The organism is Massilia niabensis (assembly GCF_042655085.1).
Classification (GTDB): domain Bacteria; phylum Pseudomonadota; class Gammaproteobacteria; order Burkholderiales; family Burkholderiaceae_D; genus Telluria; species Telluria niabensis.
Genome location: NZ_JBHSMU010000019.1, coordinates 25575 through 50577, shown reverse-complemented (window position 1 = coordinate 50577; position 25003 = coordinate 25575). Strand labels below are relative to the sequence as shown.

Below are 25003 nucleotides of genomic sequence, written 5' to 3'. Positions count from 1 at the left end.
GCCCTAGCCGGCCCGCTGGCGGCTGATTGCGCTGACGATCTCGCGTGGGCCGACCGGTTTCACGAGGTGGTCGTCGAAGCCTGCGTCCAGCGTCGCGCGGCGGTCCTGCTGTTGCCCCCATCCGGTCACGGCGATGAGTGTCGTGGCCCCACCCCAGCCTTGTGCCCGCACCCAGCGCGCGACCTCGAGCCCGTTCGCGTGGGGCATGCCGATGTCGAGCACCAGCACATCGGGCTGCCATTGGCGCGCCATGTCGATCGCTTGCCGGCCGTCGTGGGCGACCCGCACCGCATAGCCTTCGATACGCAGGAGCTCGCCCAGCACATTGGCTGCATCGACGTTGTCGTCGGCGACCAGCAGGCGCCCATGCGAGGCAGCGTCGCCCCCGCTATCGGCATCGAGCGGCTCCTCGGCGGCTCCCGTCGTCAGGCATGGCAGCTCGACCCGTAGCGTCGTCCCGCGCCCAGGGCCTTCGCTGGCCGCCAGCACCGTGCCCCCATGCAATTCGACGAGCTTGCGCACCACGGCCAGGCCGATGCCGAGCCCTTCGGGCCCGCCGCTGACCTTGGCCTGCACTTGGAAAAACATGTCGAACACCGCTTCCAGCTCATGCGGGGCGATGCCGATCCCGTTGTCCGCAACCGTCACGACTGCCTGCTGGGCACCGGCGGACGCGCTGACGCTGATCACCCCGTGCGCGGGGGTGAAGGTCGCGGCATTGTTCAGGAGATTGGCGAAGACCTGGGTCAGCCGGACCTCGTCGCCCGCCACCATGATCGGCACGGGCGGCAGGTCGAGACGGATCTGGTGCCCGCGCGCGGCAATCAGCGCACGCGTGCTTTCGTACGCGCCTTCGATGGCGCGGCGCAGGTCGACCGGGCGCACCTCGAGCTCGACACGGTCGAGGGTGATGCGGCTCAGGTCGAGCAGGTCGTCGAGCAGGCGGCCCATATGCGCGGTCTGGCGCCCGATGACGTCGCGCGCCTTGCCGATGGCGTCGGGGGACGCCACGTGGCGCAGCATCTCGACCGAATATCCGATCGCCGCCATGGGATTGCGCAACTCGTGCGCCAGCACCGACAGGAACCGGCTTTTCTGGCGGTTGGCTTTCTCCAGTTCGCGCTGGACCGCCTTCAGGGGGCTGACGTCGACAATGGCGGCGACCGCCCCGCGCACCTGCGCCTGCGCGTCGAGCAGGGGCGCGGCATTGACCAGCAGGGTGAGCTCCCGCCCATCGGCAAAGCGCACCGCCAGCTCTTCGCCGCGCACTGGCTGGCCGGTGCGCGCGGCGACCCGCATGGGCCAGGCCTCCGGGTCGAGCGGCCTTCCATCCTGCAGGTAGGCATACCCTTCGCCGTCCGTGTGCGCCTGGCCGCCGGCCCCGATGTCCGCGCCGGGCGCGATGCCGAGCAGGCCCGCAAAATACGGGGTGGTGACGACATGCCGCGCATCCGGGTCGTGGCTGATGGCCACCCCCACCGGCAGCACGTCGAGAATGGTTTGCAGCTCTTCCTGCTGCTTGCGCTGGCGTTCCTTGGCCGCTACCTCGCCCGTCACATCGCGCAGCGTGCCGATCACAAGGCGCGCCCCTGCTCCATTGTCCGGCAATACCTTCCCGCTGCCGGCGATCCAGCGCAGCGCGCCGTCGGCGCCCAGCACCCGGAACTCGCTGGCAAAGCGGCCATCGTCCGCCAGGGCGGTTTTCCAGGCGGTAGCCAGCAGCGCCCGATCCTCGGGATGCACCTGGTCCAGCGCCCCCTCCGGGCTCGCATGCACGAAACCGCGCCGCTGGCCGAACATGGGGCCCGCATCGTCGGAGGCGGACAGCCGCCCCGTCGACAGGTCGAACTGCCAGCTTGCCATGCCGGCCGATTGCAGGGCGATCTCGAGCCGGGCGGTGCCGAGCGACTCGCGCGCCAGCGCCGCCTGCAGGCGAGAACGGTTACTGGCGCGCTCGAAGCAGGCCAGCACCGCGAACGGCACGCGCGGATAGTGCTTGAGCGTTTTTGTGATGTAGTCGTCCAGCCCCTCCTTCATCGCGTCGACCGCCACTTCCTCGTTGCCGCTGCCGGTAAACATGATGACGGGCACTTGCGGATGGAGGCGCTTGATGTCGCGCAGGACGTCGGTGCCGACCGTCCAGCGCAAGCGGTAATCGGTGATCGCGACATCGAACCCGCCGGCCTCGATCGCCTCGGCCAGGGCGGCGGCATCGCTGATGTGGGCGACCGCAACCTGCTCGATGCGCAGCCGGAGTTCGCGCTCGACCAGGGCGCGGTCGTCGGGATTGTCGTCGATGAGCAGGACCCTGATGGCTCCGGTGTGGGCCGCTCCGGGGTTGGTCGCGGGGTTGGTCGCGGGGTTGGTCGAATGATCAGGCACTGGGCAACTCGATCCAGAAAGTCGATCCGATGTCGGGCGCCGCCTCGACACCCACGGTGCCATGCATGCGCTCGACGCCTTTCTTGACGATCGCCAGGCCGATCCCGGTGCCCGGGTACTCTTCCTCGCCGTGCAGGCGTTCGAACACATTGAATACGCGCTGGCGCGCCTCGTCGGCCATGCCGATGCCGTTGTCCTGCACCTCGATGCGCACCAGGCGGCCGCGCGGGCGCGCCACGATGTTGACGGCCGCGTGCGTGTGCGGACGCACGAACTTGACGGCGTTGGCGAGCAAATTGGTGAGGGCCTGCACCAGTACCGGCCGGTGCGCCCGGACGACCAGGTCGTCAGGGATGTCGACCTGGATATCGGCCGCCTGGTAGGCCGCTTCGCCCTGCAAGGCGGCCTGGGCGTCGCCCACCGCCCAGGACAGGGGCAGGATCTCGGCATTGATCTCGGCGCGCGACAGGCGCGCGAACTCGAGCAGGTCCGATACCATCAGGTCGATGCGCTTTGCGATAGCGTTGATGCGGTCCACGTACTGTTCGAAATTGCTGAAGTCCTGCGCCTGCAGGTCCTGGTGCAGCGCGACTGCATAGCCCTGGATGGTGCGCAGCGGCTCGCGCAGGTCATGCGACACCGAGAAGCCGAAGGTCTCGAGCGCCTCGTTGGCTTCTTCGAGCTGCCGGGTGCGCTCGATGATGCGCTGCTCGAGCTCGGCATTGAGACGGTGGATCTCGGCGCCGGCGCGGCGCAGCGAGGTGGCGTCTTCGACGATGCCGTCGATGGCCTCGTCGCCGTTGAGCTTGACCCGCACCAGCTTGACCACATAAAAGCGGCCGGCCTCGTCGACCGCGCCCAGCTCCGCCTGCAGCTCGGCCGTATCGAAAACAGCCTGCATCTGGGGCAGGCGGGCGACCACCTGGTCGAGCAGGGGATGGCGCACGGACTCGGGCGCGCCCGGGTCCGCACCGAGCATCGTCCAGAATGCCCGGTTCGCCTCTTCCAGTTTGCCCTCGAGCGACATACGAAACACGCCGAGCTGGATGTTTTCCAGCAGCGCCGCAAGGCGGGTTTCCGAGCGGATGGCGCGCGCGCGGATCTTGGTGCGGTCCAGGCAGGTGCGCGCCGCCAGCGGCAGGCGCGCATAGTGGCGCGGGCTCTTGATGATGTAGTCGTCGAGCCCGAGCTTCATCGCCTCGACCGCGATTTCCTGGGTGCCGGTGGCGGTGAACATGATGACCGGCAGCTGGGCGTCGAATGCCTTGACCTGCTTCAGGATGTCCAGCCCGGTAATCCAGCGCATCTGGAAGTCGGTGATGACGAGGTCGATTTCCAGTCCCGCCTGCAGCTCGCGCTCCCAGCCGGCCCGGTCGCTCACATCCCGGATGACGCACCCGGGCAGGTGGCGTTCGAGCTCGCGCCGCGCGAGCGCACGGTCGTCGGGGTTGTCGTCGAGGACGAGGATCTGGATCGTCATGGGCGGTTTTTCATGCAGGCATGCCTTGTCAAAGCCGCGCCGCGGCCGGCGCGTGCGCCGGCGGCGCCGTCAGGTTGTTCTTGAACCAGTACAGGCCGAGCACGCCAAGCAGCTCGACCAGGCCGTTGAATGCGACCGGCTTTTGCAGGTAGGAGTTGGCGCCCAGCGCGTACGCGTTCTGGATATCTTCGTCCTCGCCGGACGAGGTCAGCACGACCACGGGCGTGGTCGCCAGCGCCGGCCGGCTGCGAATCCAGCGCAGCACTTCCAGGCCGGATCGCCTGGGAAGTTTGAGGTCCAGCAGGATCAGCGCCGGCAGCGGATGGCGCGCGCGGTCGGCGAACCCGCCGCTGCCTTCCAGGTAGGCCACGGCTTCGTCGCCGTCGCGGACTTCCTGCATCGACACCGCCAGGGCCGCCTTTCTGAGCGCGCGCCGCACCAGCAGGACGTCATCGGGATTGTCCTCGACCAGTAACAGCACGGCGTCAGTGCCCCTGCCCTCATCCACCCTGCACTCATCCACCATCGTGCTCTCCATCGGATTCCCTGTGCTGTTAGTCGGCTGCCGGCATGGTCAGCTCGAATACGGTGCCGCCCTGCTCGCGGTCGGCGATCTGCACCGATCCATCCATGCGCTCGAGCCCCTTTTTCACGATCGCCAGCCCGATTCCGGTGCCGGGATAGCGCTCGTGGCCGTGCAGGCGTTCGAACACGCCGAACACGTGCTCGCGGTGTTCCGGCGCGATACCGATGCCATTATCGGCGATCGAGAGCCTTGCCGCCAAGCCCGCGCGCGTGCCGGAGATCTCGATGCGCGGCACGACGCCGGGCGCGACGAACTTGATCGCGTTCGAGACCAGGTTGACGAGGACCTGGACCAGGATGGCGCCGTTGCCACGTACCGCCGGCAGCCCGGGCGCAATGAGCAGCTGCGCGCCGCTGTCGCGGACCTGCGATTCGAGGTCGCGCAGGACGCTCTTCATGACCTGGCCGAGATCCACGCGTTCCAGCCGCATTTCCGTGCGCGACAGGCGGCTGTAGGCGAGCAGGTCGGTAATGAGCTGGTCCATGCGCACGACGGCCGCGACGATGCGTCCGGCGAACATCTGGCCGTCCGCCGACATGCGCTCGGCCTCGTCTTCGAGCAGGGCAGTCGCGAAGCCTTCGACATTGCGCAGCGGCGCACGCAGGTCGTGGGCGACCGTGTGCGCAAAGGCGCGCAGCTCGGCGTTGGCGTCGGCAATCTGCGCGGTCCGTTCCTCGACCCGCTGCTCGAGCAGCCGGTTCGCCTCGATCAAGGCGCGCTGCGCCGCCTTGATCTGCGTGACTTCCAGCAGCGCGACGACGACCCCCTGCACCTGGGCCTCGTCCATGACCGGATAGAAGCTGGCCAGCCAGTCGCGCTGCTGGCCCGGCATGCATGCCGTGCCGCTGGAAAATTCCAGGCCGCTTAGCTGTTGCCGCTCGCGCAGCACCTGCGCCAGCAGGGCGTCGGCCCGCTCCCCGAGCGGCGCCGGCAGCACCTGCGACGGCGCCATGCCGACGCAGGCCTGCTTGGCCCGGCCAGCCGCTTCCGCCAGTGCGTCGTTCAGTTCGACCAGGCGCAGCTGTGCATCGACAAACCCGAGTCCGACCGGGACCGCATGATAGATCGCCTCGATCTGGGCCAGCTTGCCGTTCAATTCGGCCTCGCGGCGCACCAGGGCCAGCTCGGACTCCTTGCGCGCGTGGATGTCTTCCGTGAACCCATACCAGGCGACGATCGCCCCGCCCTCGCCCCGCCGCGGCATGGCACGCGAGCGCATCCAGCGCATCTCTCCGCCGGCGGTCCGGATGCGGTGCTCAAAGTCGTAGGGTTCGCCGGTCGCCACGGAATGCGTCCACGCGGCGCTCATCGCCGGCAGGTCGCCGGGGTGCACCACCTCGGACCAGCCGTCGCCGAGGACGCCGTCGTGGCCCTGGCCGGTCAGCGCGATCCAGCGGTCCGAGATATCGTTGATGCGGCCGTCGACCGTCGCCTTCCACGGAATTTGTGGATTGAGCTCGATCGTGTAACGGTTGTTCGCCTCCGATTCGGCCAGCGCCCGCTCGCGGGCACGCCGCTCGGTCACGTCCCTGAACATGAGCACGGTGCCGGTTGCCTTGCCGCCTGGCGGACGGATCGGCGCCGCACTCATCTCGACGACATGCTCGCGCCCTTCTTCCGACGACAGGAGGACGGCGGCGGCCGTGCCGGCGCGTTCCGCCGGCACGCCGATCGCCGCCCCGCTTTCCTGGTCGCGCATGCGCAGGACGCCGTCGAGCGGCATCCCGATGGCGCGTCCCTCGGGCGTGCCGGTCAGGGCCTGTGCCACCGGATTGATCAACTCCACCCGGCCCTGCAGGTCGGTCGCAATCACGCCATCGCTCATGCTGCGCAGTGTCGCGTCGAGCCGTGCCCGCTCGGACAGCAGGCGCGCCGCGTCGCGCGACGACACGATCCACAACACCACGATCAGGACCACCGCGATTGCCGACGTCGTGGCAGCCGCGAGGATCAGGTTGCGGCGGCCGGCCTCGGCGCGCGCCTGCCGTTCGCGCAGCAGTCGCTGTTCTTCCGTGCCGATGCGCTGCGCATGGGCCAGGATCCGCTGCTTGAGCAGGCGGCCCGATTCGAGCATCTGGGTATCGGCGAGCTTGCCGGCGCGCCTTTCCTGCATGACCCGCTCGAGCATCTCCATCCGCATCCGGACCGCATCTTCGAATGGCGGCAAGGCGGCCTGCTGGCGCGGATTATCCCGGGTCAGCTCCTGCAATGCGCGGATCTGGGGCAGGACCGCCCCGCGCGCCTGCCGGTAGGTCGCCACGAAGGCGTCGTTCTCGGTCAGGAGGAAGCCCCGCTGCGCCGCCTCCGCTTCGCTGGTCAGGGTCAGGATCGACTGCACCTGTTCCAGCACTTTGTGGGTATGCACCACCCTTTCCCACGACTCCGACTGGTCCTTCACGCCGCGCGCAAGGAATACCAGTGCGACGCCGAGCACCAGCAGGCTGGCGATGGTGGCGATAGTCACCGGCGTGCGCAGTTTGAATCTGTTCATGCAATCCCCGTCGCCGCCCGAGGCGGCCCCGGCGTAAGGATACACGAGCCCGTCGGCAGCCGAAGGCGGCAACTGTGCGCCCCAGGCGTCAGGCGTGACCGACCCCGACCGCGCTGTACATGCGCTCGAAGTCCTCGATGGGGATCGGCTCGCCCAGCAGGTAGCCCTGCAGCGCGCCGCAGCCGCCGCGGCTGAGGAAGCTGCGCTGCGCCTCGTGCTCGACGCCCTCCGCGACGATCTCGAGCTTGAGCTGGCGCCCGAGCGCGATGATGGCGTTGACGATCGGGCCGGCGCCAGGATCGAGATGCACGTCGTGCACGAAGGAGCGGTCGATCTTCAGGGCGCTCAGGGGCAGGCGCCGCAGGTAGGACAGCGACGAGTACCCGGTCCCGAAATCGTCGAGCGAGAAACAGAGTCCCTGCGCGCACAGCTGGTGCATCCGGTCGGTCAGCTCGTGCACATCCTCGGCGAAAACGCTCTCGGTCAGTTCCAGGCACAGCCTGGCGGCGGGCGCGCCCGACCTGGCCAGGGTGGCCGCGACATCGGCCGGAAAATCCGGATTGCGCATTTGCTGCACGCTGACGTTGACCCCGAGCTTGAGCCTCCCCAGCGTGCGGTCGCCCGTCCAGCGCGCGAGCGCCCGGCAGCTCTCCTCGAGCACATACTGCCCCAGGGGCAGGATCAGGCCCGAGGACTCGGCCAGGGCGATGAAGTCGCCGGGGCAGACCAGCGCGCCGTCGTCGCGGCGCCAGCGCACCAGCACCTCGGCGCCCACGAGGCGGCCCCGGACGCTGAATTGCGGCTGGCAGTACAGGACGAACTGGTGCAGCGCGAGGCCGTCGCGCAGGCCCCTTTCAAGAGCAGCCTGGCGATCGGCGGCCGCCTGCATGCCGGGATCGAAGAAGCGCGCAATATGGCGCCCTTCTGACTTGGCCCGGTACATGGCCAGGTCGGCTTGCTTGAGCAACGTCTCGACATCCGTTTCCATGCCATCGAAAAGGGCCACGCCGATGCTGGTGGTGCTGACGAACAGGCGCCCGGCAAGCTCATACGGCGGGTCCAGCACGGCCAGGATCTTGCTCACGACGTGGTTGGCCTCGGCCACTGCGTCTTCCAGGGTGTCGCCCAGTTCCTCGAACACGACCACGAACTCGTCGCCGCCGAGGCGCGCCAGCTGGTCACTGTGGCGCAGGGCCATTTTCAGGCGTTGCGCCACCTGGCGCAGCAGCATGTCGCCGATATCATGGCCCATGGTGTCGTTGAGCAGCTTGAAGTTGTCCAGGTCGAGGAAGAGCACGGCCCCGAAGCGGCCGGAACGATGGCTACGGGCAAGGACCTTGTCCAGTTCTTCGGCAAGGAAGCGCCGGTTGGGCAAGCCCGTCAGGTGGTCGAAATAGGCCAGCTCGTAAATGCGCTGTTCCGCACGTTTGCGTTCCGTCAGGTCGGTATTCGTCCCGGAAATGCGCCGGGCACGGCCGGCTGCGTCGCGCGACACAAACCCGCGCGAAAGGATGGGCACCTCGTGCCCGTCGCGGTGCCGCATCCGGAATTCGACGCAGTAGCCCTCCCTCGAATCGGCCAGCAGATTGCACAGGAAGGCGCTGACCCGCGCTTCGTCTTCCGCCACCAGCATCCTGGACCAGGTGGTGGCGTCGCTCGGCAGCTCGCCGGGCTGGTATCCCAGCATGTTCCACCAGCGGTCGGAATAATAGACTTCGCCGGTCACGAGGTCCCAGTCCCAGGGTGCGTCGGTCGAGCCCTTCAGGACCAGGCGCAGGCGCTCCTCGGATTTCTGCGCCTCCCGCTTTGCCTGCTTGAGCCTGGTGCAGTCGGTGAAGCAGACGACCACCCGCTCGACCTGCCCGCCGGGGCCACGCTCCGGATAGGCATTGCAGATCAGCCAGCGCACCGTGGCGGGCGGCTCGGCAGGTATGCCCAGGACGAAATCCGAGACAGGTTCGCCGGTGGTAAGCACCTGGTGTACCGGATACTCAGCCGGAGGCATGACGGTATTGTCCGGCCGGACAAGGGTCCATGCCGCCGCGTTCGATTCCGTCCCGATCAGTTGCTCTTCGGGCCTCCCAAGCAGCTCCCAGGCCCGCCGGTTGGCGGAGAGGATGCGGCCATCGGGCCCAAGCACCACCACGCCGGCCGGCAGGTGGTCGAGCAGGTCGTCGAGCTGGCGTTGCAGGGTATCGGAGTGGTCGGAACTCATGGCGTGCGACCGGCTTGCCTTTAAAGCACCGATTGTGCCACTTTCCGTGCGCGCGTGGGATGAATCAAATCGGAGGCCGGGCTGCCTCGCCCGCTGCGTTGTGTGGGCAAAAACAACGCGCCAGGCCGTCGCGAAAAATAGCCTTTTCACAGGAAGAACTGAACGATATATGCATTTTTTGTGACATAACAATACAATATTTTTAACAACTTTTGACGGTTCCGGTTGTGCCCGACGCTATAGTTCGCTCCGAGCCGGCTCGACAAGCGGACACGAAACCATGCACCGATCGACGTACATTTTTCCGAGAGACAGAGACCACATGCACACTCCCGTATTCACGCTGCGCGGCGTCATCGCCATCGCGGCGCTGGCGCTCACCGGTTCGGCCTTCGCCGCCGGCCAGGCCGACCAGACCGTCGCCAAAGACCCGCGCACCGGCAAGATTCGCAACGCGACCGCTGCCGAAGCAAAACAGTTGAACGACCTGCGCGCCGCCGATCGCGCCGCCCAGAAAGCCGCGCGCGTCGCTTCCGGCGCCCCGGCCGCCGGCGTCGTGCGCCTGCAGCAGAACGGCATCGTCGCTGCCCACGTCGATGAAGAGTCGGTGATGTACTCGGTGATGCACCGCACCGCGGACGGCAAGCTCGAGGTTAACTGCATCCACGGCAAATCTGCCGCTGAATCCGCCCTGAACACCGCAGTGACCACGCATTCGAAGGAGCACCAGCATGAAGTTCAATAAGAGCCCACGCCTGACACTGGTGGCCGGGGCCCTGGCCCTCGCCTGCGCTGCCTCGGGCTCCGCCCAGGCAGCAGCAAAGATCGTCATCAACAACCTGAACGTGCCTGGCGTCGGCTTCAATGACCAGACCCCGGCCACCCCTGTCGGCGGCAATCCCGGTACCACGATCGGCCAGCAGCGCCTGATCGCCTTCACGCACGCAGCCAACATCTGGGGCGCGACCCTGACCAGCAACGCGCCGATCGTCATCAATGCGAGTTTCGTGCCGCTGTCCTGCACCGCCACCAGCGCCGTCCTCGGCAGCGCCGGCGCCACCCAGGTGTTCGCCGACTTCCCCGGCGCGCCGAAGGCAGGCACGCTGTACTCGTACGCACTGGCCAACAAGCTGTACGGTGGCGAGATTTCGGACGCCCCGGGCCCGCAGATCACTTCCCGTTTCAATTCGAACCTCGGCCAACCGAACTGCCTCGCCGGCAGCTCGTTCTACATGGGCCTGGACGCCAACGAAGGCACCAACATCGACTTCGTCGCCACCCTGCTCCACGAAATGGGCCACGGCTTGGGCTTCCAGACCTTCACCAACGGTGCAAGCGGCGCGCAGTTCGCCAACTACCCGTCGGCCTGGGACCACTTCCTGCTCGACAACACGACCAACAAGCTGTGGGTAAACATGACCAACGCCGAGCGCGCTGCGTCGGCCCTGAAGCCGTCGGGCCTGTCCTGGACCGGCCCGCGCGTGACCGCGGCCGTGCCGTCGGTCCTCTCCGCCACGCCGCAACTGCGCGTCATCGGCGTGGGCGCCAGCTCGCCGGCCGGCGACCTGTACGCGGTCGGCGAAGCCGATTTCGGCCCGAAGCTGGACAACTCGCCGCTCACCGGCCAGATCGCCCAGGTCGCCCTGCAGGCCGACAGCCCCGGCTCGGCATGCACGCCGTTCAACGCAGCGAACGCCGCCGCCGTGCGCCGCAACATCGCCCTGGTCAGCCGTGGCACCTGCGGCTTCGCGGTCAAGGTCAAGAACGCACAGAACGCAGGCGCCATCGGCGTGATCGTGGCCGACAATGCACCGGGTGCGGTGACCGGCATCGGCGGATCCGATCCGTCGATCATGATCCCGGCAGTGCGCGTGACGCAGGCCGACGGCGCCCGCATCGCCGCCAGCCTGGTCCAGCCGAATGGCAGCGTGGCCGGTACCGTCGGCAAGTTCGAGCGCTCGAAGACCGCGATCTCGGGCGCCGATTCCCAGCGTCGCATCACGATGTTCACGCCTAACCCGTATCAGCCAGGTTCGTCGGTCTCGCACTACAACACGAGCGCCACGCGCAACCAGTTGATGGAGCCATCGATCAGCGCCGACCTGTCGCACGCGGTGACGGCGCCGACGGATTTGACGATGGAATTGTTCAAGGATATTGGCTGGTAATCTTTACTGCTGATGTTGCATGCAAAGCCGCCTGTTCGAAGGCGGCTTTTTTATGTGGCGTTGCAACTTGCTTTTGGATCAATGCTGACTGGGGATATTCGCGCGAGGAGGTCCGCCCCCGGCTTTCCTGACAAATCCGACCTTGATCTTGGCTGTGGCGGTATGCCGAGTCTATTCAGGCACAACCGCCGTGACTTCGATCTCGACCCTTGCCCGGTCCTCCACTAACCCCGCCACCTGCACCGCGCTCATCGTCGGAAAGTGGCGCCCGATCAGCTCGCGATACGCCACGCCGATCTCCGGATAGGCAGCAACGTATTCTTTTTTGTCGAGCACATACCAGGTCATACGCACGATGTGCTCCGGCATGGCGCCCCCTTCGGCCAGCACCGCGACGATATTCTCCAGCGCCTGGCGTACCTGGCCGGCAAAATCGTCGGTGTGGAAGACGCCGTCGCGGTCCCAGCCGACCATGCCGCTTACAAACACCATCCGCCCCGATGCGGCGATGCCGTTGGAGTAGCCGCGCGGCCTCGGCCAGCCTTCCGGTTGCAGGAATTCCATCGATTTATACCTTTACTTGATTAGGGTGCCCCACCGCCGCCTCGGCCAGCAATTCGCGCGCGATGATCAGCTGCTGCACCTCGGTCGCGCCTTCGTAGATGCGCAGCGAGCGGATCTCGCGGTACAGGCGCTCCACCGGCTGCTCGCTCACCACGCCCAGGCCGCCGAACATCTGCACGGCAGCGTCGATGACCTGCTGCGCCGTTTCGGTGGCGGTCAGCTTCGCCATCGCGGCCTCCTTGGTGACGCGCCGGCCCTGGTCGCGCTGCCACGCGGCGCGGTAGGTCAGGAGTGCTGCGGCGTCGATGCCGGTGGCCATCTGTGCCAGCTTGGCCTGGGTCAGCTGGAAGTCGGCCAGGGTCTTGCCGAACATCTTGCGCGACGTCGCGCGGGCCAGTGCTTCGTCGAGGGCGCGGCGGGCGAAGCCAAGGGCGGCGGCGGCGACCGAGGTGCGGAAGATGTCGAGGGTCGCCATGGCGACCTTGAAGCCTTGCCCAGCGTCGCCGAGGCGCTTGGACACCGGTACCCGGCAGTCGGTAAAACACAGGCGCGCCAGCGGGTGCGGGGCAATCACGTCGATCCGTTCGGCGATCTCGAAGCCCGGCAAGTCGGCGTCGACGATGAAGGCCGAGATGCCGCGCGAGCCGGGTGCTTCGCCGGTGCGCGCAAACACCACGTACATGTCGGCGATGCCGCCGTTGGAGATCCAGGTCTTCTCGCCATTCAGGACGTAGTGGTCGCCGTCGAGCGTCGCCGCGCAGGACATCGCCGCCACGTCGGAACCGGCGTCCGGCTCGGACAGCGCGAATGCGGCAATCGCCTCGCCGCGGCCGACCCGGGTCAGGTACTCACGCTTGTTCGCTTCGCTGCCGAACAGCGTGATGGCGCCGCTCCCCAGGCCCTGCATGGCGAACGCGAAGTCGGCCAGGCCCGAATGGCGCGCCAGGGTTTCGCGGATCAGGCAGACGGCGCGCGTGTCGATGGCATCGACCGCCCCGCCGTAGGCCGTGCCGCCGATCGCATGTTTCAGCCAGCCCGCCTCCCCAAGCTGCTTCACCAGCGCCCGGCAGGCGGCGTCGACCTCATGTCCGTGCTGCTGCGGGATATTCTGCGCGGCCCAGACATCGAGCTGCTGCGCCAGTTCGCGGTGCTGAGGCTCGAGGAAGGGCCAGTCCAGGTAGTCGGTATCCGCCATGTGTCTTCAATCTCCTTCAAATTGCGGTTTTTCCTTCGCCACGAACGCGTGGTAGGCGCGATGGAAGTCGTTGGTGGCCATGCAGATCGCCTGGGCCTGGGCTTCGGCCTCGATGGCTTCGTCGACGCCCATGTTCCACTCCTGCTGCAGCATCTTCTTGGTCATGCCGTGCGCGAAAGTGGGGCCGGCGGCCAGCGCGGCGGCGAAAGCCTGGGCGTCCTGCAGCACGGTTTCGGGCGGGCACAGGCGGTTGAAGAAGCCCCAGCGCTCGGCTTCCTCGCCACCCAGGCTGCGCCCGGTATAAAGCAGCTCGGCCGCGCGGCCCTGGCCGATCACGCGCGGCAGCAGCGCGCAGGCGCCCATGTCGCAGCCGGCCAGGCCCACTCGCGTGAACAGGAAGGCGGTCTTGCTGCGTGCGGTGCCGTAGCGGATGTCCGAGGCCAGCGCGAGGATGGCGCCGGCGCCGGCGCAGATGCCGTCGATGGCCGCGACCACCGGTTGCGGGCAGGCGCGCATGGCTTTCACCAGGTCGCCCGTCATGCGGGTAAAGGCCAGCAGGCCCGGCATGTCGAGTCTGGTGAGCGGGCCGATGATGTCGTGCACGTCGCCGCCCGAGCAAAAGTTTTCGCCGGCGCCGGTAACGACGATTGCCTTGACCTCGGTGGCGTAGGCCAGCGCGCGGAACAGGTCGCGCAGCTCGGCGTACGAATCGAAGGTCAGCGGGTTCTTGCGCTCGGGGCGGTTCAGGGTGAGCGTGGCCACGCCTGCCTCCACGTTGAAGAGGAAGTGCTGCGGCTGGTAGTCGGCGAGGCTGGCGCGGTTGCCCGGCAGCTGGTGCGGTTCGCCTGTGAGGTAACGCATGGGTTCTCCTAGTGTTCCGGTTGGTCCGGGGCGCCGAGGCCCCGCTTCATGGTCGACAGCAGGTTCAACAGTGCCGTCCGTTCCCCCTCCGTCAAGCCGGCCATCAGTTCCCTGATCCAGCCTTCGTGGGTTGACGCCATGCGCCTGAAGGCACGGCGCCCGGATGGGGTCAGCCTGACGCTGAAGGCGCGGCGGTCGTCCGGCACGCTCTCGCGCACGACCAGGCCTTCCTGCTCGAGCAGGTCGGTGATGCCGGTGACGTTGCCGCCGGTGACCATCATCCGCTTAGACAGTTCGCCCATGCGCAGGCCCTCGGGATGACGGTCGAGCTGCGCCATCAGGTCGAAGCGCGGCAGGGTGATGCCGAATGCGAGCCGCAGGCGGCTGCGGATCTCGGCTTCGATCAGGGTGGTGCAGGACAGCATGCGCAGCCAGAGTTTCAGCGACTGGTGGTTGTCGCCGGTCAGCCGGCTCTCGAGGTCAGGATTGAGCGGGTCCTCATCGGCGGCCTGCTCGGCCATAATGTGTTTGCGCGCCATCTCAGCCCTCGAGCAGTTTCGCCGCGACCTGTTGCGGGGTGAGGCCGCTGCTGGCAGCGGCCACCTGGCGTTCGCGCTCCAGGTTGCGCTCGAGCTGCAGCTTGCCGGCGTGATACTGCTTCGGCCAAGGCATGGCGGTGTAGCCAAGCTTCGCGGTTTCGTGCAGGGTCCAGGCCGGGTCGGCCAGGTGCGGCCGCGCGATCGCGCACAAGTCGGCGCGGCCGGAGGCGATGATGCTGTTGACGTGATCGGCCTCGAAAATTGCACCCACCGCGATGGTGGGGATGCCGACCTCGTTGCGGATGCGGTCCGCAAACGGGGTCTGGAACATGCGGCCATACACGGGCTTTTCCTTCTTGCTGACCTGGCCGGAGGAGACGTCGATCATGTCGGCGCCGGCGTCCTTGAACAGGCGCGCGACCTCGACCGCATCGTCCGGGGTCAGCCCGCCGGGGGTCCAGTCGTGGGCCGACAGGCGCACGCTGATCGGCTTGTCCTCGGGCCAGGCGGCGCGGATCGCGGCGAACACCTCGAGCGGGTAACGGCAGCGGTTCCCGAGACTGCCGCCGTATTCATCGCTTCTTTGGTTCGTCAGGGGCGAGATGAAGCTCGACAGGAAGTAGCCGTGGGCACAGTGCAGTTCCAGCCAGTCGAAGCCGACCTTTGCCGCCCCAAAGGTGGCACGCACGAAGTCACGCTTGATGCGCTCCAGGTCGTCGCGCGTGGCTTCGCGCGCCAGTTGCGAGACCCCTTCCAGGTACTGCTGGCTTGACGCCGACACCAGCGGCCAGTTGCCGTCGTCGAGCGGCTGGTCGCTGCCATCCCAGGCGCGCCGGGTCGAGCCCTTGGCGCCGGCGTGGCCGAGCTGGATGGCGATCTTCGCGTCGCTGCTGGCGTGGACGAAATCGACGATCCGCTTCCACGCCGCCGTGTGTTCCGGGGCGTAAAGGCCGGGACAGCCGGGCGTGATGCGGGCATCGGCCGACACGCAGGTCATTTCGGCGAACACCAGCCCGGCTCCGCCGAGCGCGCGGCTGCCCAAGTGCACCAGGTGGAAGTCGCCGGCCACGCCATCCACCGCAGAATACTGCGCCATCGGCGAGACCACGATCCGGTTCTTCAGCACCGTGCCGCGCATTCGGTACGGCGTGAGCATCGGGGGCATGCCGCTTTCCATCTGCGGGACCGGCAGGCCGGCCTGGGCGAAGGCCCGGCCGGCGATCCAGTCCTCGAAGCGGCGCACGTAAGCGGGGTCGCGCACCCGCAGGTTCTCGTGCGACAGGCGCTGGCTGCGCGTGAGCATCGAGTAGGCGAACTGCTCGGCCTCCATCACGGTGTAGCGTTCGACGTTCTCGAACCACTCCATCGAATTGCGCGCCGCGCTCTGGATTTTGAGGACCTCGATGGCGCGCAGTTCCTGGTAGGTGTCGAGCACCTTATCAATACCGTCAGCGATGCCGCGGGCACCGTGCTGCCCGAAGCAGCGCGCCAGCTCGATTGCATCTTCCAGCGCCAGCTTGGTGCCGGAGCCGATCGAGAAGTGCGCGGTATGGGCGGCGTCGCCCATCAGCACGACCGGCACGCGCCGCCCTTCTATGCTGTTCCAGTGCACCCACTCGCGGCAGACAATGCGCGGGAAGGTGATCCACATGGCCGAGCCGCGCAGGTGCGAGGCATTGCTGAGCAAGGCGTGGCCGTCGAGGTAGCGGGCGAACAGCTTTTCGCAGTAGGCGACGCCCTCTTCCTGGCTCATGTCGGCGAGACCCGCCTTGCGCCAGACTTCTTCCGGCGTCTCGACGATGAAGGTCGAGGTATCGCCATCGTACTGGTAGCAGTGGGCCTGGAACCAGCCATGCTCGGTCTGTTCGAAGGCGAAGGTAAAGGCGTCGAACTTCTTTTTGGTGCCGAGCCAGACGAAGCGGCAGCGGCGGCTGTCGATCTCGGGCTGGAAGGTCGCCGCGTAACGGCTGCGCACGCGGCTGTTCAGGCCATCGCAGGCGATCACGAGGTCGGCGCCGTAGTGGGCGGCGATGGCCTGATCGTCCGCAACGTCGGTTTCGAACACGAGCCGAACGCCGAGCTCCTCGCAGCGCGCCTGCAGGATATTCAGAAGCCGCTTGCGGCCGATGCCGCAGAACCCGTGCCCGCCGGAGGTGACGGTGCGCCCCTTGAAATGGACATCGATGTCGTCCCAGTGGTTGAACGACTGCAGGATGGTGCGCGCCGTGTCTTCGTCGGCCGCCACCAGGTTGCCCAGGGTCTGGTCCGAGAACACCACGCCCCAGCCGAAGGTGTCGTAGGGGCGGTTGCGCTCGATGACGGTGACCTCGTGCGTGGGGTCCTGCTTCTTCATCAGGAGGGCAAAATACAGGCCGGCCGGGCCGCCGCCGATGCAGACGATGTTCATGGCGCTTCCACACCTTGACTTGCTGCGTGCTGCGCTTCCTGGCGCAGCTTGAAGCGTTGCAGCTTGCCGGTTTCGGTGCGCGGCAAGGTGGTCCGAAATTCGATCCGGCGCGGGTATTTATAGGGCGCGATCGCCGCCTTGACGTGGTCCTGCAGGGCCTTTGACATCTGGAGGTCCGCCTGCTCGCCGGGCCGCAGCACGACATAGGCCATCACCACCTGCCCGCGCTCCGGATCGGGGGCGCCCACCACGGCGCATTCGGCCACGGCCGGGTGCTGCAGCAGCACGTCCTCGACTTCGGGGCCGGCGATGTTATAGCCGGCCGAGATGATCATGTCGTCGGTGCGCGCCTGGTACCAGTAATAGCCGTCCTCGTCCATTTTGTAGGCGTCGCCGGTCAGGTTCCAGCCATTGCAGACGTAATCGCGCTGGCGCGGATCGTCCAGGTAGCGGCAGCCGGTCGGGCCCTTGACGGCGAGGCGCCCGATCACGCCGGGGCCGGCAGGGTTGCCGTCGCCGTCCAGGATGCAAGCGCGGTAGCCGGGTATCGGGCGGCCGGTGGCGCCGGGGCGGATGTCCGCGCCGGCGGCCGAGATAAAGATGTGCAGCATTTCGGTCGCGCCGATGCCATCGATCATCGCCAGGCCGGTGGCGCGTTGCCAGACCTGGCGCGTCTCCAGCGGCAGGGCTTCGCCGGCCGACACGCTGCGCGTGAGGCTGGCCAGGTCGTACCCGCCGGCCAGCGGCGCCATCTGCCTGTAAAAGGTGGGCGCGGTGAAGCAGACGGTGGCGCGGTAGCGGGCAATCGCCGCCAGCAGCAGGTCGGGCGTGAGCTTTTCCAGCAGCACGGTCGAGGCCCCGTAACGCAGCGGGAACAGCAGCAGCCCGCCCAGGCCGAAGGTAAAGGCCAGCGGCGGCGAGCCGATGAAGACATCGTCCGGCCGTGTGGCCAGGATCGAGCGCGGGAAGCAGTCGCAGATCGCCAGCACGTCGCGGTGGAAGTGCATCGTACCCTTCGGGCGGCCGGTGGTGCCCGAGGTAAAGCTCAGCAGGCAGACGTCCTGGGCCCAGGTATCGACCGCCTCGAACTGCGGCGGCATGGCCGCCATCAGGCCCTTGAGGGAACCGTCGCTGGAGTCGTTAAAGGACAGAACGCGCGGTGCGGCATCCAGCCCCTGGCAGGCCAGGTCCAGCTCCGCGCGCAGGTCAGCGGCGCACAGCACGGCGTCCACCCGGGCGAGCGTCATGATCGTGGCGAGCTCCCTGGCGCGCAGCAGCGGCATGGTCGGCACCGCGACGCAGCCGGCCTTCCAGACCGCCAGCACGCAGGCCGCCATCATCGGGTTGTTGGCGCCGCGCAGCAGCACCCGGTTGCCCGGGACCAGGGCCAGGCGGGCGCGCAGCACGCCGGCGATGCGGTTGACGGTTTCCAGCAGTTCGGCATAAGTCCAGCCCAGGGTGGCGCCGCGGATCGCGGTCGAGGCGCCATGGCCGCGCGCCACCATCTGGTCGACCAATTCCACGGCGCAGTTGATGCGTTCCGGGTAGCGCAGTTCGTCGAGTTCGAACAGGAGCTCCGGCCACTCTTCGCGTGGCGGCAAATTATCGTTCGCAAACGTGTCCAGGTACGCGGTTCCGCTCATGGTGTCTCCGGCCAGTCGGGGGGAAACATGGCCGCGCCAGCAAGGGGCCATGTCGCATTCGGCGTTCTCCACATACTTTAAGCCTAAAGTATCTGGATGAGCAAGACATTCCCGGGCCTCCAGCACGCCGTTATCAGGCGGTCTTTCATCAATACAAGCTTCTGCGCCTGTCAATACGACTCGGCGTCAACTCCTACGAAATACCCCGCCAGAACCTGACATGGTGCGCCGCACCATTTGAATATACTCAACCAAAACATAAAGGAGCCTTCTGACTCTCCCTTGAAGAGGTAAATATGATCGACATGGCAACCGCAAGCTGGCCTTTTTTTGGCTTCAACCCTTGGGCCGGCGTGCCCGGGAATACCAACGTGTCGCGCAGCGAGCCTGCAGGCGGAGGCGAATTTTTGTCGGGAACCTTCGACAGCGATGCGCGCTCGATCCAGTACAAGCTGTATATACCGAGCGCTTACCGCAATACGCCCTCGCCAGCGGCCCTTCCCCTGGTGGTGATGCTACACGGCTGCGGACAGAGCGCCGCCGATTTCGCCCTCGGCACGGGCATGAACGAACTGGCCGAGGAAGCCCAATGCCTGGTGCTGTATCCCGAACAGTCGGCGCAGGCGAACTGGAACCGCTGCTGGAACTGGTATGAGGCGGCGCACCATGAGCGCGATGAAGGCGAACCCGCGCTCATCGCTGCCCTGACGCGCAGCCTGATTGGCCAATACGCCGTCGACGAGTCGCGCGTATCCGTGGCGGGCCTGTCCGCGGGCGGCGCCATGGCGGTCATTCTCGGAAGGACCTACCCCGACCTGTTCAAGGCGGTAGGCTGCCACTCGGGCCTGGCCCACCGCAGCGCCACCGACGGCCTCTCGGCCATGTCGGCCATGCGCGACGGCGCCGACCTGGCCGCGTGCAAGCAGTCAACGCCGCTGGCGAGCATTCCGGTGATCGTCTTCCATGGCGACGAGGACCGCACGGTGCACCAGAAGAACAGTGCGGATGTGGTCCAGCAAACCATCGAAAGCCACCTCGCCCAGGTCCCCGGGGAAGCAAGGGAAATGGCCGTGCACGAGGAAACGGGTGAGACGAGCGGACGCAGTTTCACCCGGCATACGCATTGCGACGAGACGGGTGAAGTCGTGGCCGAGCAATGGACCATCCATGGAAGTGGCCACGCCTGGTCCGGCGGCAACCTGCACGGCAGCTATGCCGATGCACGCGGACCCGATGCGAGCAAGGAGATGCTGCGCTTTTTCATCGAGCAATGAGCCTGTGTCACTGAGCGCTCAATGGACGGTCAATGGAACGTTACCGAACGCGAGTGCGTGCGCGTGCCGTGCGCGACACGCCGGTAAATCCGGCCAGTGCGGCGCCGAACAGGGCCAGCGAACCCGGCTCCGGCACCTCGGCCGCGGCTTCGGCCACGACGCCGAGGCCGAAGCGGTTGATGCTGCCGTTGTCGCCCGCTTCGTGGTCGGTCACGACCAGCGTCCACAGCCCGAACACATCGCGGTCGAGGAAGGCCACCAGCGCCTCCTGCGGCCTGAACGACCCGGTATAGGGTGCGTAGGCCCAGCCGGCGTCGATCGACACGCCGGCCTGGTCGTCGAACACGGTGTTGGTGTAATTCGCGCCGCCCGAGCCGCCCTGGCGGTTCGACAGCAGGACCGAGGTGCCGCCGTGGCTGAGCGAAATGGTCAGGTCGTTGTTGTAGCTGTGGGTGATGTCGATCAGGGCGTCGATGTCGAGGACGCGGCCGTGGGTGCTCACGTTCAGCACGGACGTCACGGTGCACAGGTCGCAGATGGCGACCGGCGTGGTGTTGCTGTAGGAAGTGCTGACGACGGCAGCCTGGGCGGATGCGGCGGCCAGGGTGCAGAGGGCGGCCGCGGCCAGGCAGATGGTCAGGAGGCGGGATTGGATGTTCACGTCGGGTCTCGTTTCTGTATGTTTTAGTTGATACGTCGCCCGCTTCCGGAGCCGGGAGCGGGCATGGTCTCGTGCAGTATTACTGCGTCTTGATCAGGTCCATCGCATCGAAGGCGTAGCCGGGGGTGAGCCACGACGAGGTCGAGCACGAGCCGCTGACGACATAGATTTTCAGGGTATTCGCACCCGCCACCAGCGCTGACGCAGGAATCGTGTAGTCGTAGGTGATGTTGCGGGCGCGGTAGGTACCGACCGTCATGGTGCGTGTCGATGGCTGCCCTGGCGGGAACACGTCGCCCGACTGCGAGCCGACGAAAGGCGATGACCAGTTGTTGACGTTGATCTGCGGCCGCCCGCCCGCCTGCGCGGTCGTGATGCCGATCCGGAATTTATACGTCGACGCGGCCGAGATCTGGCTGGCCTTCAGGTTGAACTGCACGGTAACCGGCGGATTCTGCGCATTCGGATTGGCCGCGCAGACACCGGCGCCGGTGGCCAGGCCCTTCCACTGGTAGGCCGGCATGGTCGTCGCCGCAGTCGAACTGCCGACCAGGTAGGGGCTGGTGGGCACCGCGGTGCTGAACCATGGGCTCATGCGCACGTCCTGCGGATGCATGACCGTGATCTTGTCGCCGTTCTTCATTTCAGCGGGCGTGCCATCCCATTCGCCGATCCGGAACAGCGCCGGCGTCATGCTCGGGTCGCCCTTGGCAAGGTGCCATTTGCCGCGCGGGTCATCCCTGTGCACCAGCGGGTCAGCGCCGATCGTGATGGCCGGGACGATATTCGTCGTGCCAGCGGTGACGGTCACCGGGGCGCTCGCCACGGCCAGTTCGTTCTTGTACACCGTCATGGTGTAGTCGCCCGGGATCATGCCCTCGCTGCTGACGCGGCCATCGTTGCTGGCGGCGTCGGCCCAGTACTGCGCGGTGGCGTTCGCAAAGCCGACCGTGTAGCCGAAATTGCCCGTGCGGCCCGAGATGGACGGCACGAATACGCCGCCGCGCGCGTTCGGCGCCACATAGCCGAGCAGGTTCATGCCGCTGAACCACGAGGTATCGACCGGGGCCGGCGCGCTGCCGTCGGTGAAGGTGAGCGTGTAGTGGTTCAGGCGGTTCATCCGGAAGCCTTCGGTCTGGCCTTCGCCGTAGTTCACGATATACGTGATCTCGTTGGTGGTGCTGGTGATCTGGTTGAGCAGGCTGCGGTAGAACGGACCACCCGAGCCGCCTTCCTGGTTATCGCGCACGATCCACAGGCCCACGCCGGGACCGGTGCCGCCGATGTACTGCCAGTCCTTCAGGCGCATGTTCGAGTAGTGCTTGGAACGGGTCTGGCCGACGAACGCGCCGCTGGTGAAGCCGAAGATGTCGCCCGACTCGATGGTGCTGTTCGTGCCGCGCAGGTCGTCCGGCCAGACGCCGCCGACCAGGCCGCCCGGCGTGCCTGCCGGGGTGCCGTTTGGGAGCACGCCGATCGGCACGCGCACGATGAAGCGCGCCAAATTGAGCGTGCTCGGCTCGGTCGTGAAATAGGTGCCCATGTAGATCTTCGGGTCGCCGCGCTTTGCCATGTAGTAGTGGGTCAGGTTGCCCGCCACCACGGTGATCTTGACGTAGTCGGTGCCGATCGTTTCGGCGCTGACGTTGACCGCGGAGACGCCTGTGTACAGGAAGTCGAAGCCCGAGTTGACATGGGTGCCACGCGCCTGGTCCTGGTACTGCACTCCGTTGTAGACCATCGACGCAATGTCGCCCGCTGAGCGGGTGCTGGCGCCATCGTCAAAGCGGCGGATTTTGAAGACCAGCCCGGCGCCGGTATCGACGGTGAAGAACGTCGAGTCGGTGGTGAGCCCGAAGGGCGAGGTGGCCGTCGCCGCCGGGATCGCCGTCACCGACGAGAGGGTGGCGATTTTCGGTGCGTCCGATGGCGCGGGGGCGTCGCCGCCGCAGCCTGCGACGAGTGCGGACAGCGTTGCCAGCGCCGTGACCGCGCGCAATGAGTGCTTGTTCATCCTGTCTCCGTGTTTATCGACGACAGGGCCCGATTGCCGCTGCCGCACATCTCCAACAGCTTCTCGCTTCAAGCCGGGAGACCTGTGCGGGCTGTTGTAATTTTGAAATGTGGGCGTCAGTATCTCGGGGTATTTACGGCACGGTCAATCGCGGCCAGACACGGTTCCGCAAAGAATCACGCGCGTGATTAATTGCGCACAGGTGCGATTCCAGATTGGCGCGAATATGTGCGAATCTGGCGTTTTTTGGTATCGGTTCGCATTGTTTCGCCCGATCCGGCCGGCCACGATATGGCAACGTGTTAATTTTGCAGGAATTGCCGATTCCTCATTCATTACCACTTCATGCACCGATTTTTTCCAGCTGTACCGCGGAATTCGTGGCAACACCTGTTCGCAGTACTGGCGCTGACCGTGCTGCTGCCGGCGCCGGCCCTGGCCGCGGAAAGCAATCTGCAGCAAAGTCCGCGCGCCACTGTGTCGCTGGTGAGCGAACATGCTGCCGTCATCGGCAAAACCTACGACGCGCGCACCACGCCGCACATGTTCGTGATCGACGCCAAGGGGATATTGCGCTATGCGGGCGGCATCGACAGTATCGCGTCGAACAAGCCGGCAGATATCGAAAAGGCCGATCCGCTCTTCAAGACCGCGCTGGAATCGGTCCTGAAGGGCGAAAACGTGGCGCAAGCGGTCACGCGGCCTTATGGCTGCAGCGTGAAGTACAAGTCCTGACGCCGCAGTCCTTCATCGGCTGACGACCTGGCCGGGCGGCGCAGCAGCTCATTGTTGCAGCCTGGTCCCGGCCTGGCCCGCCAGCGCCTGCATCGGCGCCAGCACCTCCCCAGCCTGCATCCCGGCCGGCAGGCGCACGCGCATCGGCTGGCTGTGCATGTTCGACGCCGACACGACCTGCCCGGCGGGGCCCGGTGCGGCATCCCAGACTGGCGCCTCGATGCCTTCGAATACCGTTTTCAGTTGCTGGCTCCAGCTGGTGCGCAGCAGCTGGAAGTACTGGTTTTGCTCGTCGATCGTGACGAAGCGGGTGACGGCCAGGCTGTCATCCTCGTAGACCAGCATGTCGAGCGGCAAGCCGACCGAGACGTTCGAGCGCAGCGTGGAATCCATCGAGATGAGCGCGCATTTGGCGGCGTCGTCGAGCGAGGTCTGGGGCGTGACGACGCGGTCCAGGATCGGCTTGCCGTACTTGGCTTCGCCGATCTGGAAATAGGTGTTTTCGTCGTGCGACTCGATGAAATTGCCCGCGGAGTAGATATAGAACAGGCGGCAGCGCTCGCCCTTGATCTGGCCGCCCAACACGATGCTGATGTTGAAATCGACACCGAACTCGCCCAGCGTGGCTGCTTCCTGCTTGTGCACCGTGCGCACGGCCTCGCCGACGATGCGCGCCGCCACGTGCATGTTGGGCGCGGTCCAGATGTTCAGGCCGTCCGCGCCCACCTGCTCGCCCACGATTTGCAGCACCGACTGCGAGATCGACAGGTTCCCGGCCGTCATCAGCACCAGCATGCGCTCGCCCGGGTTTTCGAAAACGCTGAGCTTGCGGCAGGAGCTGACCTGGTCGACCCCGGCGTTGGTGCGGGTATCGGCCAGGAAAACCAGTCCGGCATTGAGGCGGATGCCTACACAATATGTCATCGCGGTGCCTTGTCGGTTGAAACTGCCATTCTACATGGGCACCATGGGCACAATCAGCGCGTCGACGCTCATGGTTTCCTGTCCGCCGCCGCGGCGCACGCCGCGCACCGGCGCCGCCGATTCGTAGTCGCGTCCGATGGCGAGGCGGCAATAGGCGTCCGTCATCAGCCGGTTGTGCGTGACGTCGATGCTGACCCAGCCGGAGAAATCCCCGTCTTCGGCCCAGACGTCGACCCAGGCGTGGCTGGCCGCATGCCCGGTCGTGCCCGGATCGATGTACCCGGACACATAGCGTGCGGGTATGCCGTGTGCATGGCAGCAGGCCAGGAAGATGTGCGCGTGGTCCTGGCACACGCCGGCGCCGAGCGCCATGGCGTCGTTCGCGGTGCTGAAGACATTGGTCGCTCCATTTTGATACTCGACTGCACCGAAGATGTGCGCCGCCAGGTTCATCAGGTCGGCGGTGCAGGCTTTGCCGGCGGGTTTGCCAGCATCCGCGCCAGGCAGGCAGCGCGCGGCGATCGCGGCCAGCAGCGGCGTCGGTTCGGTCAGGCGCGTCGGGACGGTGAAGATCAGGGGCGACAGGCTGTCCTGGCCGAGCAGGCGGCCGCCAGCCAGCGCGGACGTGGCGACGACGCCTTCGACCACGATGCGCACGGTGTCGTGCGGCTCGTTGAAGGTCAGCATGTGCGACAAATTACCGTAGGCGTCTCCGTAGGACACGCAATGCCCCGGCGTGTGGAGTTTCCACGACAGCACCCGTTGCTGCGGCTCGGAGCGTGGCGTCAGGTGCAGTTGCTCGATGCTGTAGGCCTGCGCCTGGGAATAGCGGTACAGCGTTTCATGGCGGATCGAGAGTTGCAT

At 66.6% G+C, this 25003-nt stretch carries 19 protein-coding genes; 4 read left to right on the top strand and 15 right to left on the bottom strand.

The genetic code is table 11. The features are described 5' to 3' along the window. Window positions 1–3: 3 nt before the first annotated feature. The 5 genes from ACFPN5_RS23555 to ACFPN5_RS23535 form a co-directional block, all read right to left on the bottom strand. Entirely contained in the window at window positions 4–2382 is a 2379-nt protein-coding gene (locus tag ACFPN5_RS23555; RefSeq protein ID WP_379786285.1) for a hybrid sensor histidine kinase/response regulator, read from the bottom strand. Further along, window positions 2375–3862 (bottom strand): sensor histidine kinase, encoded by a 1488-nt coding sequence (locus ACFPN5_RS23550; RefSeq protein WP_379786284.1) that lies wholly within the window; start codon window positions 3860–3862, stop codon window positions 2375–2377. Before ACFPN5_RS23550 ends, ACFPN5_RS23555 begins: the two co-directional genes overlap by 8 nt. A 28-nt stretch (window positions 3863–3890) precedes the next feature. Continuing rightward, on the bottom strand, window positions 3891–4400 hold the full coding sequence (locus ACFPN5_RS23545) for a response regulator (protein ID WP_379786283.1): 510 nt from the start codon (window positions 4398–4400) through the stop codon (window positions 3891–3893). 16 nt (window positions 4401–4416) lie between these two features. Further along, window positions 4417–6939 carry a PAS domain-containing protein gene (locus ACFPN5_RS23540; protein WP_379786282.1) on the bottom strand — a complete coding sequence of 841 codons (2523 nt, stop codon included), beginning with the start codon at window positions 6937–6939 and terminating at the stop codon, window positions 4417–4419. Between the two features lie 88 nt (window positions 6940–7027). Then, entirely contained in the window at window positions 7028–9154 is a 2127-nt protein-coding gene (locus ACFPN5_RS23535; protein ID WP_379786281.1) for an EAL domain-containing protein, read from the bottom strand. Window positions 9155–9476: 322 nt separating this feature from the next. On the opposite strand from ACFPN5_RS23535, the gene ACFPN5_RS23530 reads away from it, so the two are divergent. Both ACFPN5_RS23530 and ACFPN5_RS23525 read left to right on the top strand, forming a co-directional pair. Further along, entirely contained in the window at window positions 9477–9899 is a 423-nt protein-coding gene (locus tag ACFPN5_RS23530; protein WP_379786280.1) for a post-PEP-CTERM-1 domain-containing protein, read from the top strand. After that, window positions 9886–11322 carry a PA domain-containing protein gene (locus ACFPN5_RS23525; protein WP_379786279.1) on the top strand — a complete coding sequence of 479 codons (1437 nt, stop codon included), beginning with the start codon at window positions 9886–9888 and terminating at the stop codon, window positions 11320–11322. Before ACFPN5_RS23530 ends, ACFPN5_RS23525 begins: the two co-directional genes overlap by 14 nt. 171 nt (window positions 11323–11493) lie before the next feature. Here ACFPN5_RS23525 and ACFPN5_RS23520 read toward each other — a convergent pair whose 3' ends face one another. Genes ACFPN5_RS23520 through ACFPN5_RS23495 form a run of 6 tightly spaced genes read right to left on the bottom strand, consistent with a single transcriptional unit; the run spans window position 11494 to window position 18531 of the window. Next, window positions 11494–11886, bottom strand: a complete 393-nt coding sequence (locus ACFPN5_RS23520; RefSeq protein ID WP_379786278.1) for a RidA family protein — start codon at window positions 11884–11886, stop codon at window positions 11494–11496. A 4-nt stretch (window positions 11887–11890) separates the two neighbouring features. Then, window positions 11891–13081, bottom strand: coding sequence for an acyl-CoA dehydrogenase family protein (locus tag ACFPN5_RS23515; protein ID WP_379786277.1), 1191 nt, complete (start codon window positions 13079–13081; stop codon window positions 11891–11893). Window positions 13082–13087: 6 nt separating this feature from the next. After that, the gene (locus ACFPN5_RS23510; protein WP_379786276.1) at window positions 13088–13942 is read right to left on the bottom strand and encodes an enoyl-CoA hydratase family protein; all 855 of its coding nucleotides are present in this window, start codon (window positions 13940–13942) and stop codon (window positions 13088–13090) included. Window positions 13943–13950: 8 nt separating this feature from the next. Continuing rightward, on the bottom strand, window positions 13951–14481 hold the full coding sequence (locus tag ACFPN5_RS23505) for a MarR family winged helix-turn-helix transcriptional regulator (protein ID WP_379786275.1): 531 nt from the start codon (window positions 14479–14481) through the stop codon (window positions 13951–13953). Window position 14482: 1 nt separating this feature from the next. Beyond that, entirely contained in the window at window positions 14483–16888 is a 2406-nt protein-coding gene (locus ACFPN5_RS23500) for a bifunctional salicylyl-CoA 5-hydroxylase/oxidoreductase (RefSeq protein ID WP_379786274.1), read from the bottom strand. Continuing rightward, a complete protein-coding gene (locus ACFPN5_RS23495) occupies window positions 16885–18531 on the bottom strand; it encodes an AMP-binding protein (protein ID WP_379786273.1) in 1647 nt (548 codons plus the stop codon). The genes ACFPN5_RS23500 and ACFPN5_RS23495 overlap by 4 nt, the downstream gene beginning before the upstream one ends. Window positions 18532–18827: 296 nt before the next feature. Between ACFPN5_RS23495 and ACFPN5_RS23490 the strand changes: the two genes are divergently transcribed. Continuing rightward, window positions 18828–19805, top strand: a complete 978-nt coding sequence (locus ACFPN5_RS23490; RefSeq protein ID WP_379786272.1) for an extracellular catalytic domain type 1 short-chain-length polyhydroxyalkanoate depolymerase — start codon at window positions 18828–18830, stop codon at window positions 19803–19805. A 40-nt stretch (window positions 19806–19845) separates the two neighbouring features. Here ACFPN5_RS23490 and ACFPN5_RS23485 read toward each other — a convergent pair whose 3' ends face one another. Both ACFPN5_RS23485 and ACFPN5_RS23480 read right to left on the bottom strand, forming a co-directional pair. Beyond that, a complete protein-coding gene (locus ACFPN5_RS23485) occupies window positions 19846–20466 on the bottom strand; it encodes a proprotein convertase P-domain-containing protein (protein ID WP_379786271.1) in 621 nt (206 codons plus the stop codon). A gap of 79 nt (window positions 20467–20545) precedes the next feature. Then, entirely contained in the window at window positions 20546–22480 is a 1935-nt protein-coding gene (locus ACFPN5_RS23480; RefSeq protein ID WP_379786270.1) for a rhamnogalacturonan lyase B N-terminal domain-containing protein, read from the bottom strand. A 345-nt stretch (window positions 22481–22825) separates the two neighbouring features. On the opposite strand from ACFPN5_RS23480, the gene ACFPN5_RS23475 reads away from it, so the two are divergent. Then, window positions 22826–23215: a thioredoxin domain-containing protein gene (locus ACFPN5_RS23475; protein WP_379786269.1), complete on the top strand. Its 390-nt coding sequence runs from the start codon at window positions 22826–22828 to the stop codon at window positions 23213–23215. Between the two features lie 48 nt (window positions 23216–23263). Here the strand turns inward: ACFPN5_RS23475 and ACFPN5_RS23470 are convergent, their stop codons facing one another. Together ACFPN5_RS23470 and ACFPN5_RS23465 are read right to left on the bottom strand one after the other, a co-directional pair. After that, complete coding sequence (locus ACFPN5_RS23470; protein WP_379786268.1) at window positions 23264–24139, bottom strand: proteasome-type protease; 876 nt, start codon at window positions 24137–24139, stop codon at window positions 23264–23266. Window positions 24140–24169: 30 nt separating this feature from the next. Continuing rightward, entirely contained in the window at window positions 24170–25003 is an 834-nt protein-coding gene (locus tag ACFPN5_RS23465; protein ID WP_379786267.1) for a transglutaminase family protein, read from the bottom strand.

Bases quoted from the DNA above. Each gene is read 5' to 3' on its own strand.
- ACFPN5_RS23550 (WP_379786284.1), bottom strand. From the start codon at position 3,862: ATGACGATCCAGATCCTCGTCCTCGACGACAACCCCGACGACCGTGCG.
- ACFPN5_RS23545 (WP_379786283.1), bottom strand. From the start codon at position 4,400: ATGGAGAGCACGATGGTGGATGAGTGCAGGGTGGATGAGGGCAGGGGC.
- ACFPN5_RS23540 (WP_379786282.1), bottom strand. From the start codon at position 6,939: ATGAACAGATTCAAACTGCGCACGCCGGTGACTATCGCCACCATCGCC.
- ACFPN5_RS23535 (WP_379786281.1), bottom strand. From the start codon at position 9,154: ATGAGTTCCGACCACTCCGATACCCTGCAACGCCAGCTCGACGACCTG.
- ACFPN5_RS23530 (WP_379786280.1), top strand. From the start codon at position 9,477: ATGCACACTCCCGTATTCACGCTGCGCGGCGTCATCGCCATCGCGGCG.
- ACFPN5_RS23525 (WP_379786279.1), top strand. From the start codon at position 9,886: ATGAAGTTCAATAAGAGCCCACGCCTGACACTGGTGGCCGGGGCCCTG.
- ACFPN5_RS23520 (WP_379786278.1), bottom strand. From the start codon at position 11,886: ATGGAATTCCTGCAACCGGAAGGCTGGCCGAGGCCGCGCGGCTACTCC.
- ACFPN5_RS23515 (WP_379786277.1), bottom strand. From the start codon at position 13,081: ATGGCGGATACCGACTACCTGGACTGGCCCTTCCTCGAGCCTCAGCAC.
- ACFPN5_RS23510 (WP_379786276.1), bottom strand. From the start codon at position 13,942: ATGCGTTACCTCACAGGCGAACCGCACCAGCTGCCGGGCAACCGCGCC.
- ACFPN5_RS23505 (WP_379786275.1), bottom strand. From the start codon at position 14,481: ATGGCGCGCAAACACATTATGGCCGAGCAGGCCGCCGATGAGGACCCG.
- ACFPN5_RS23500 (WP_379786274.1), bottom strand. From the start codon at position 16,888: ATGAACATCGTCTGCATCGGCGGCGGCCCGGCCGGCCTGTATTTTGCC.
- ACFPN5_RS23495 (WP_379786273.1), bottom strand. From the start codon at position 18,531: ATGAGCGGAACCGCGTACCTGGACACGTTTGCGAACGATAATTTGCCG.
- ACFPN5_RS23490 (WP_379786272.1), top strand. From the start codon at position 18,828: ATGATCGACATGGCAACCGCAAGCTGGCCTTTTTTTGGCTTCAACCCT.
- ACFPN5_RS23480 (WP_379786270.1), bottom strand. From the start codon at position 22,480: ATGAACAAGCACTCATTGCGCGCGGTCACGGCGCTGGCAACGCTGTCC.
- ACFPN5_RS23475 (WP_379786269.1), top strand. From the start codon at position 22,826: ATGCACCGATTTTTTCCAGCTGTACCGCGGAATTCGTGGCAACACCTG.
- ACFPN5_RS23470 (WP_379786268.1), bottom strand. From the start codon at position 24,139: ATGACATATTGTGTAGGCATCCGCCTCAATGCCGGACTGGTTTTCCTG.
- ACFPN5_RS23465 (WP_379786267.1), bottom strand. From the start codon at position 25,003: ATGCAACTCTCGATCCGCCATGAAACGCTGTACCGCTATTCCCAGGCG.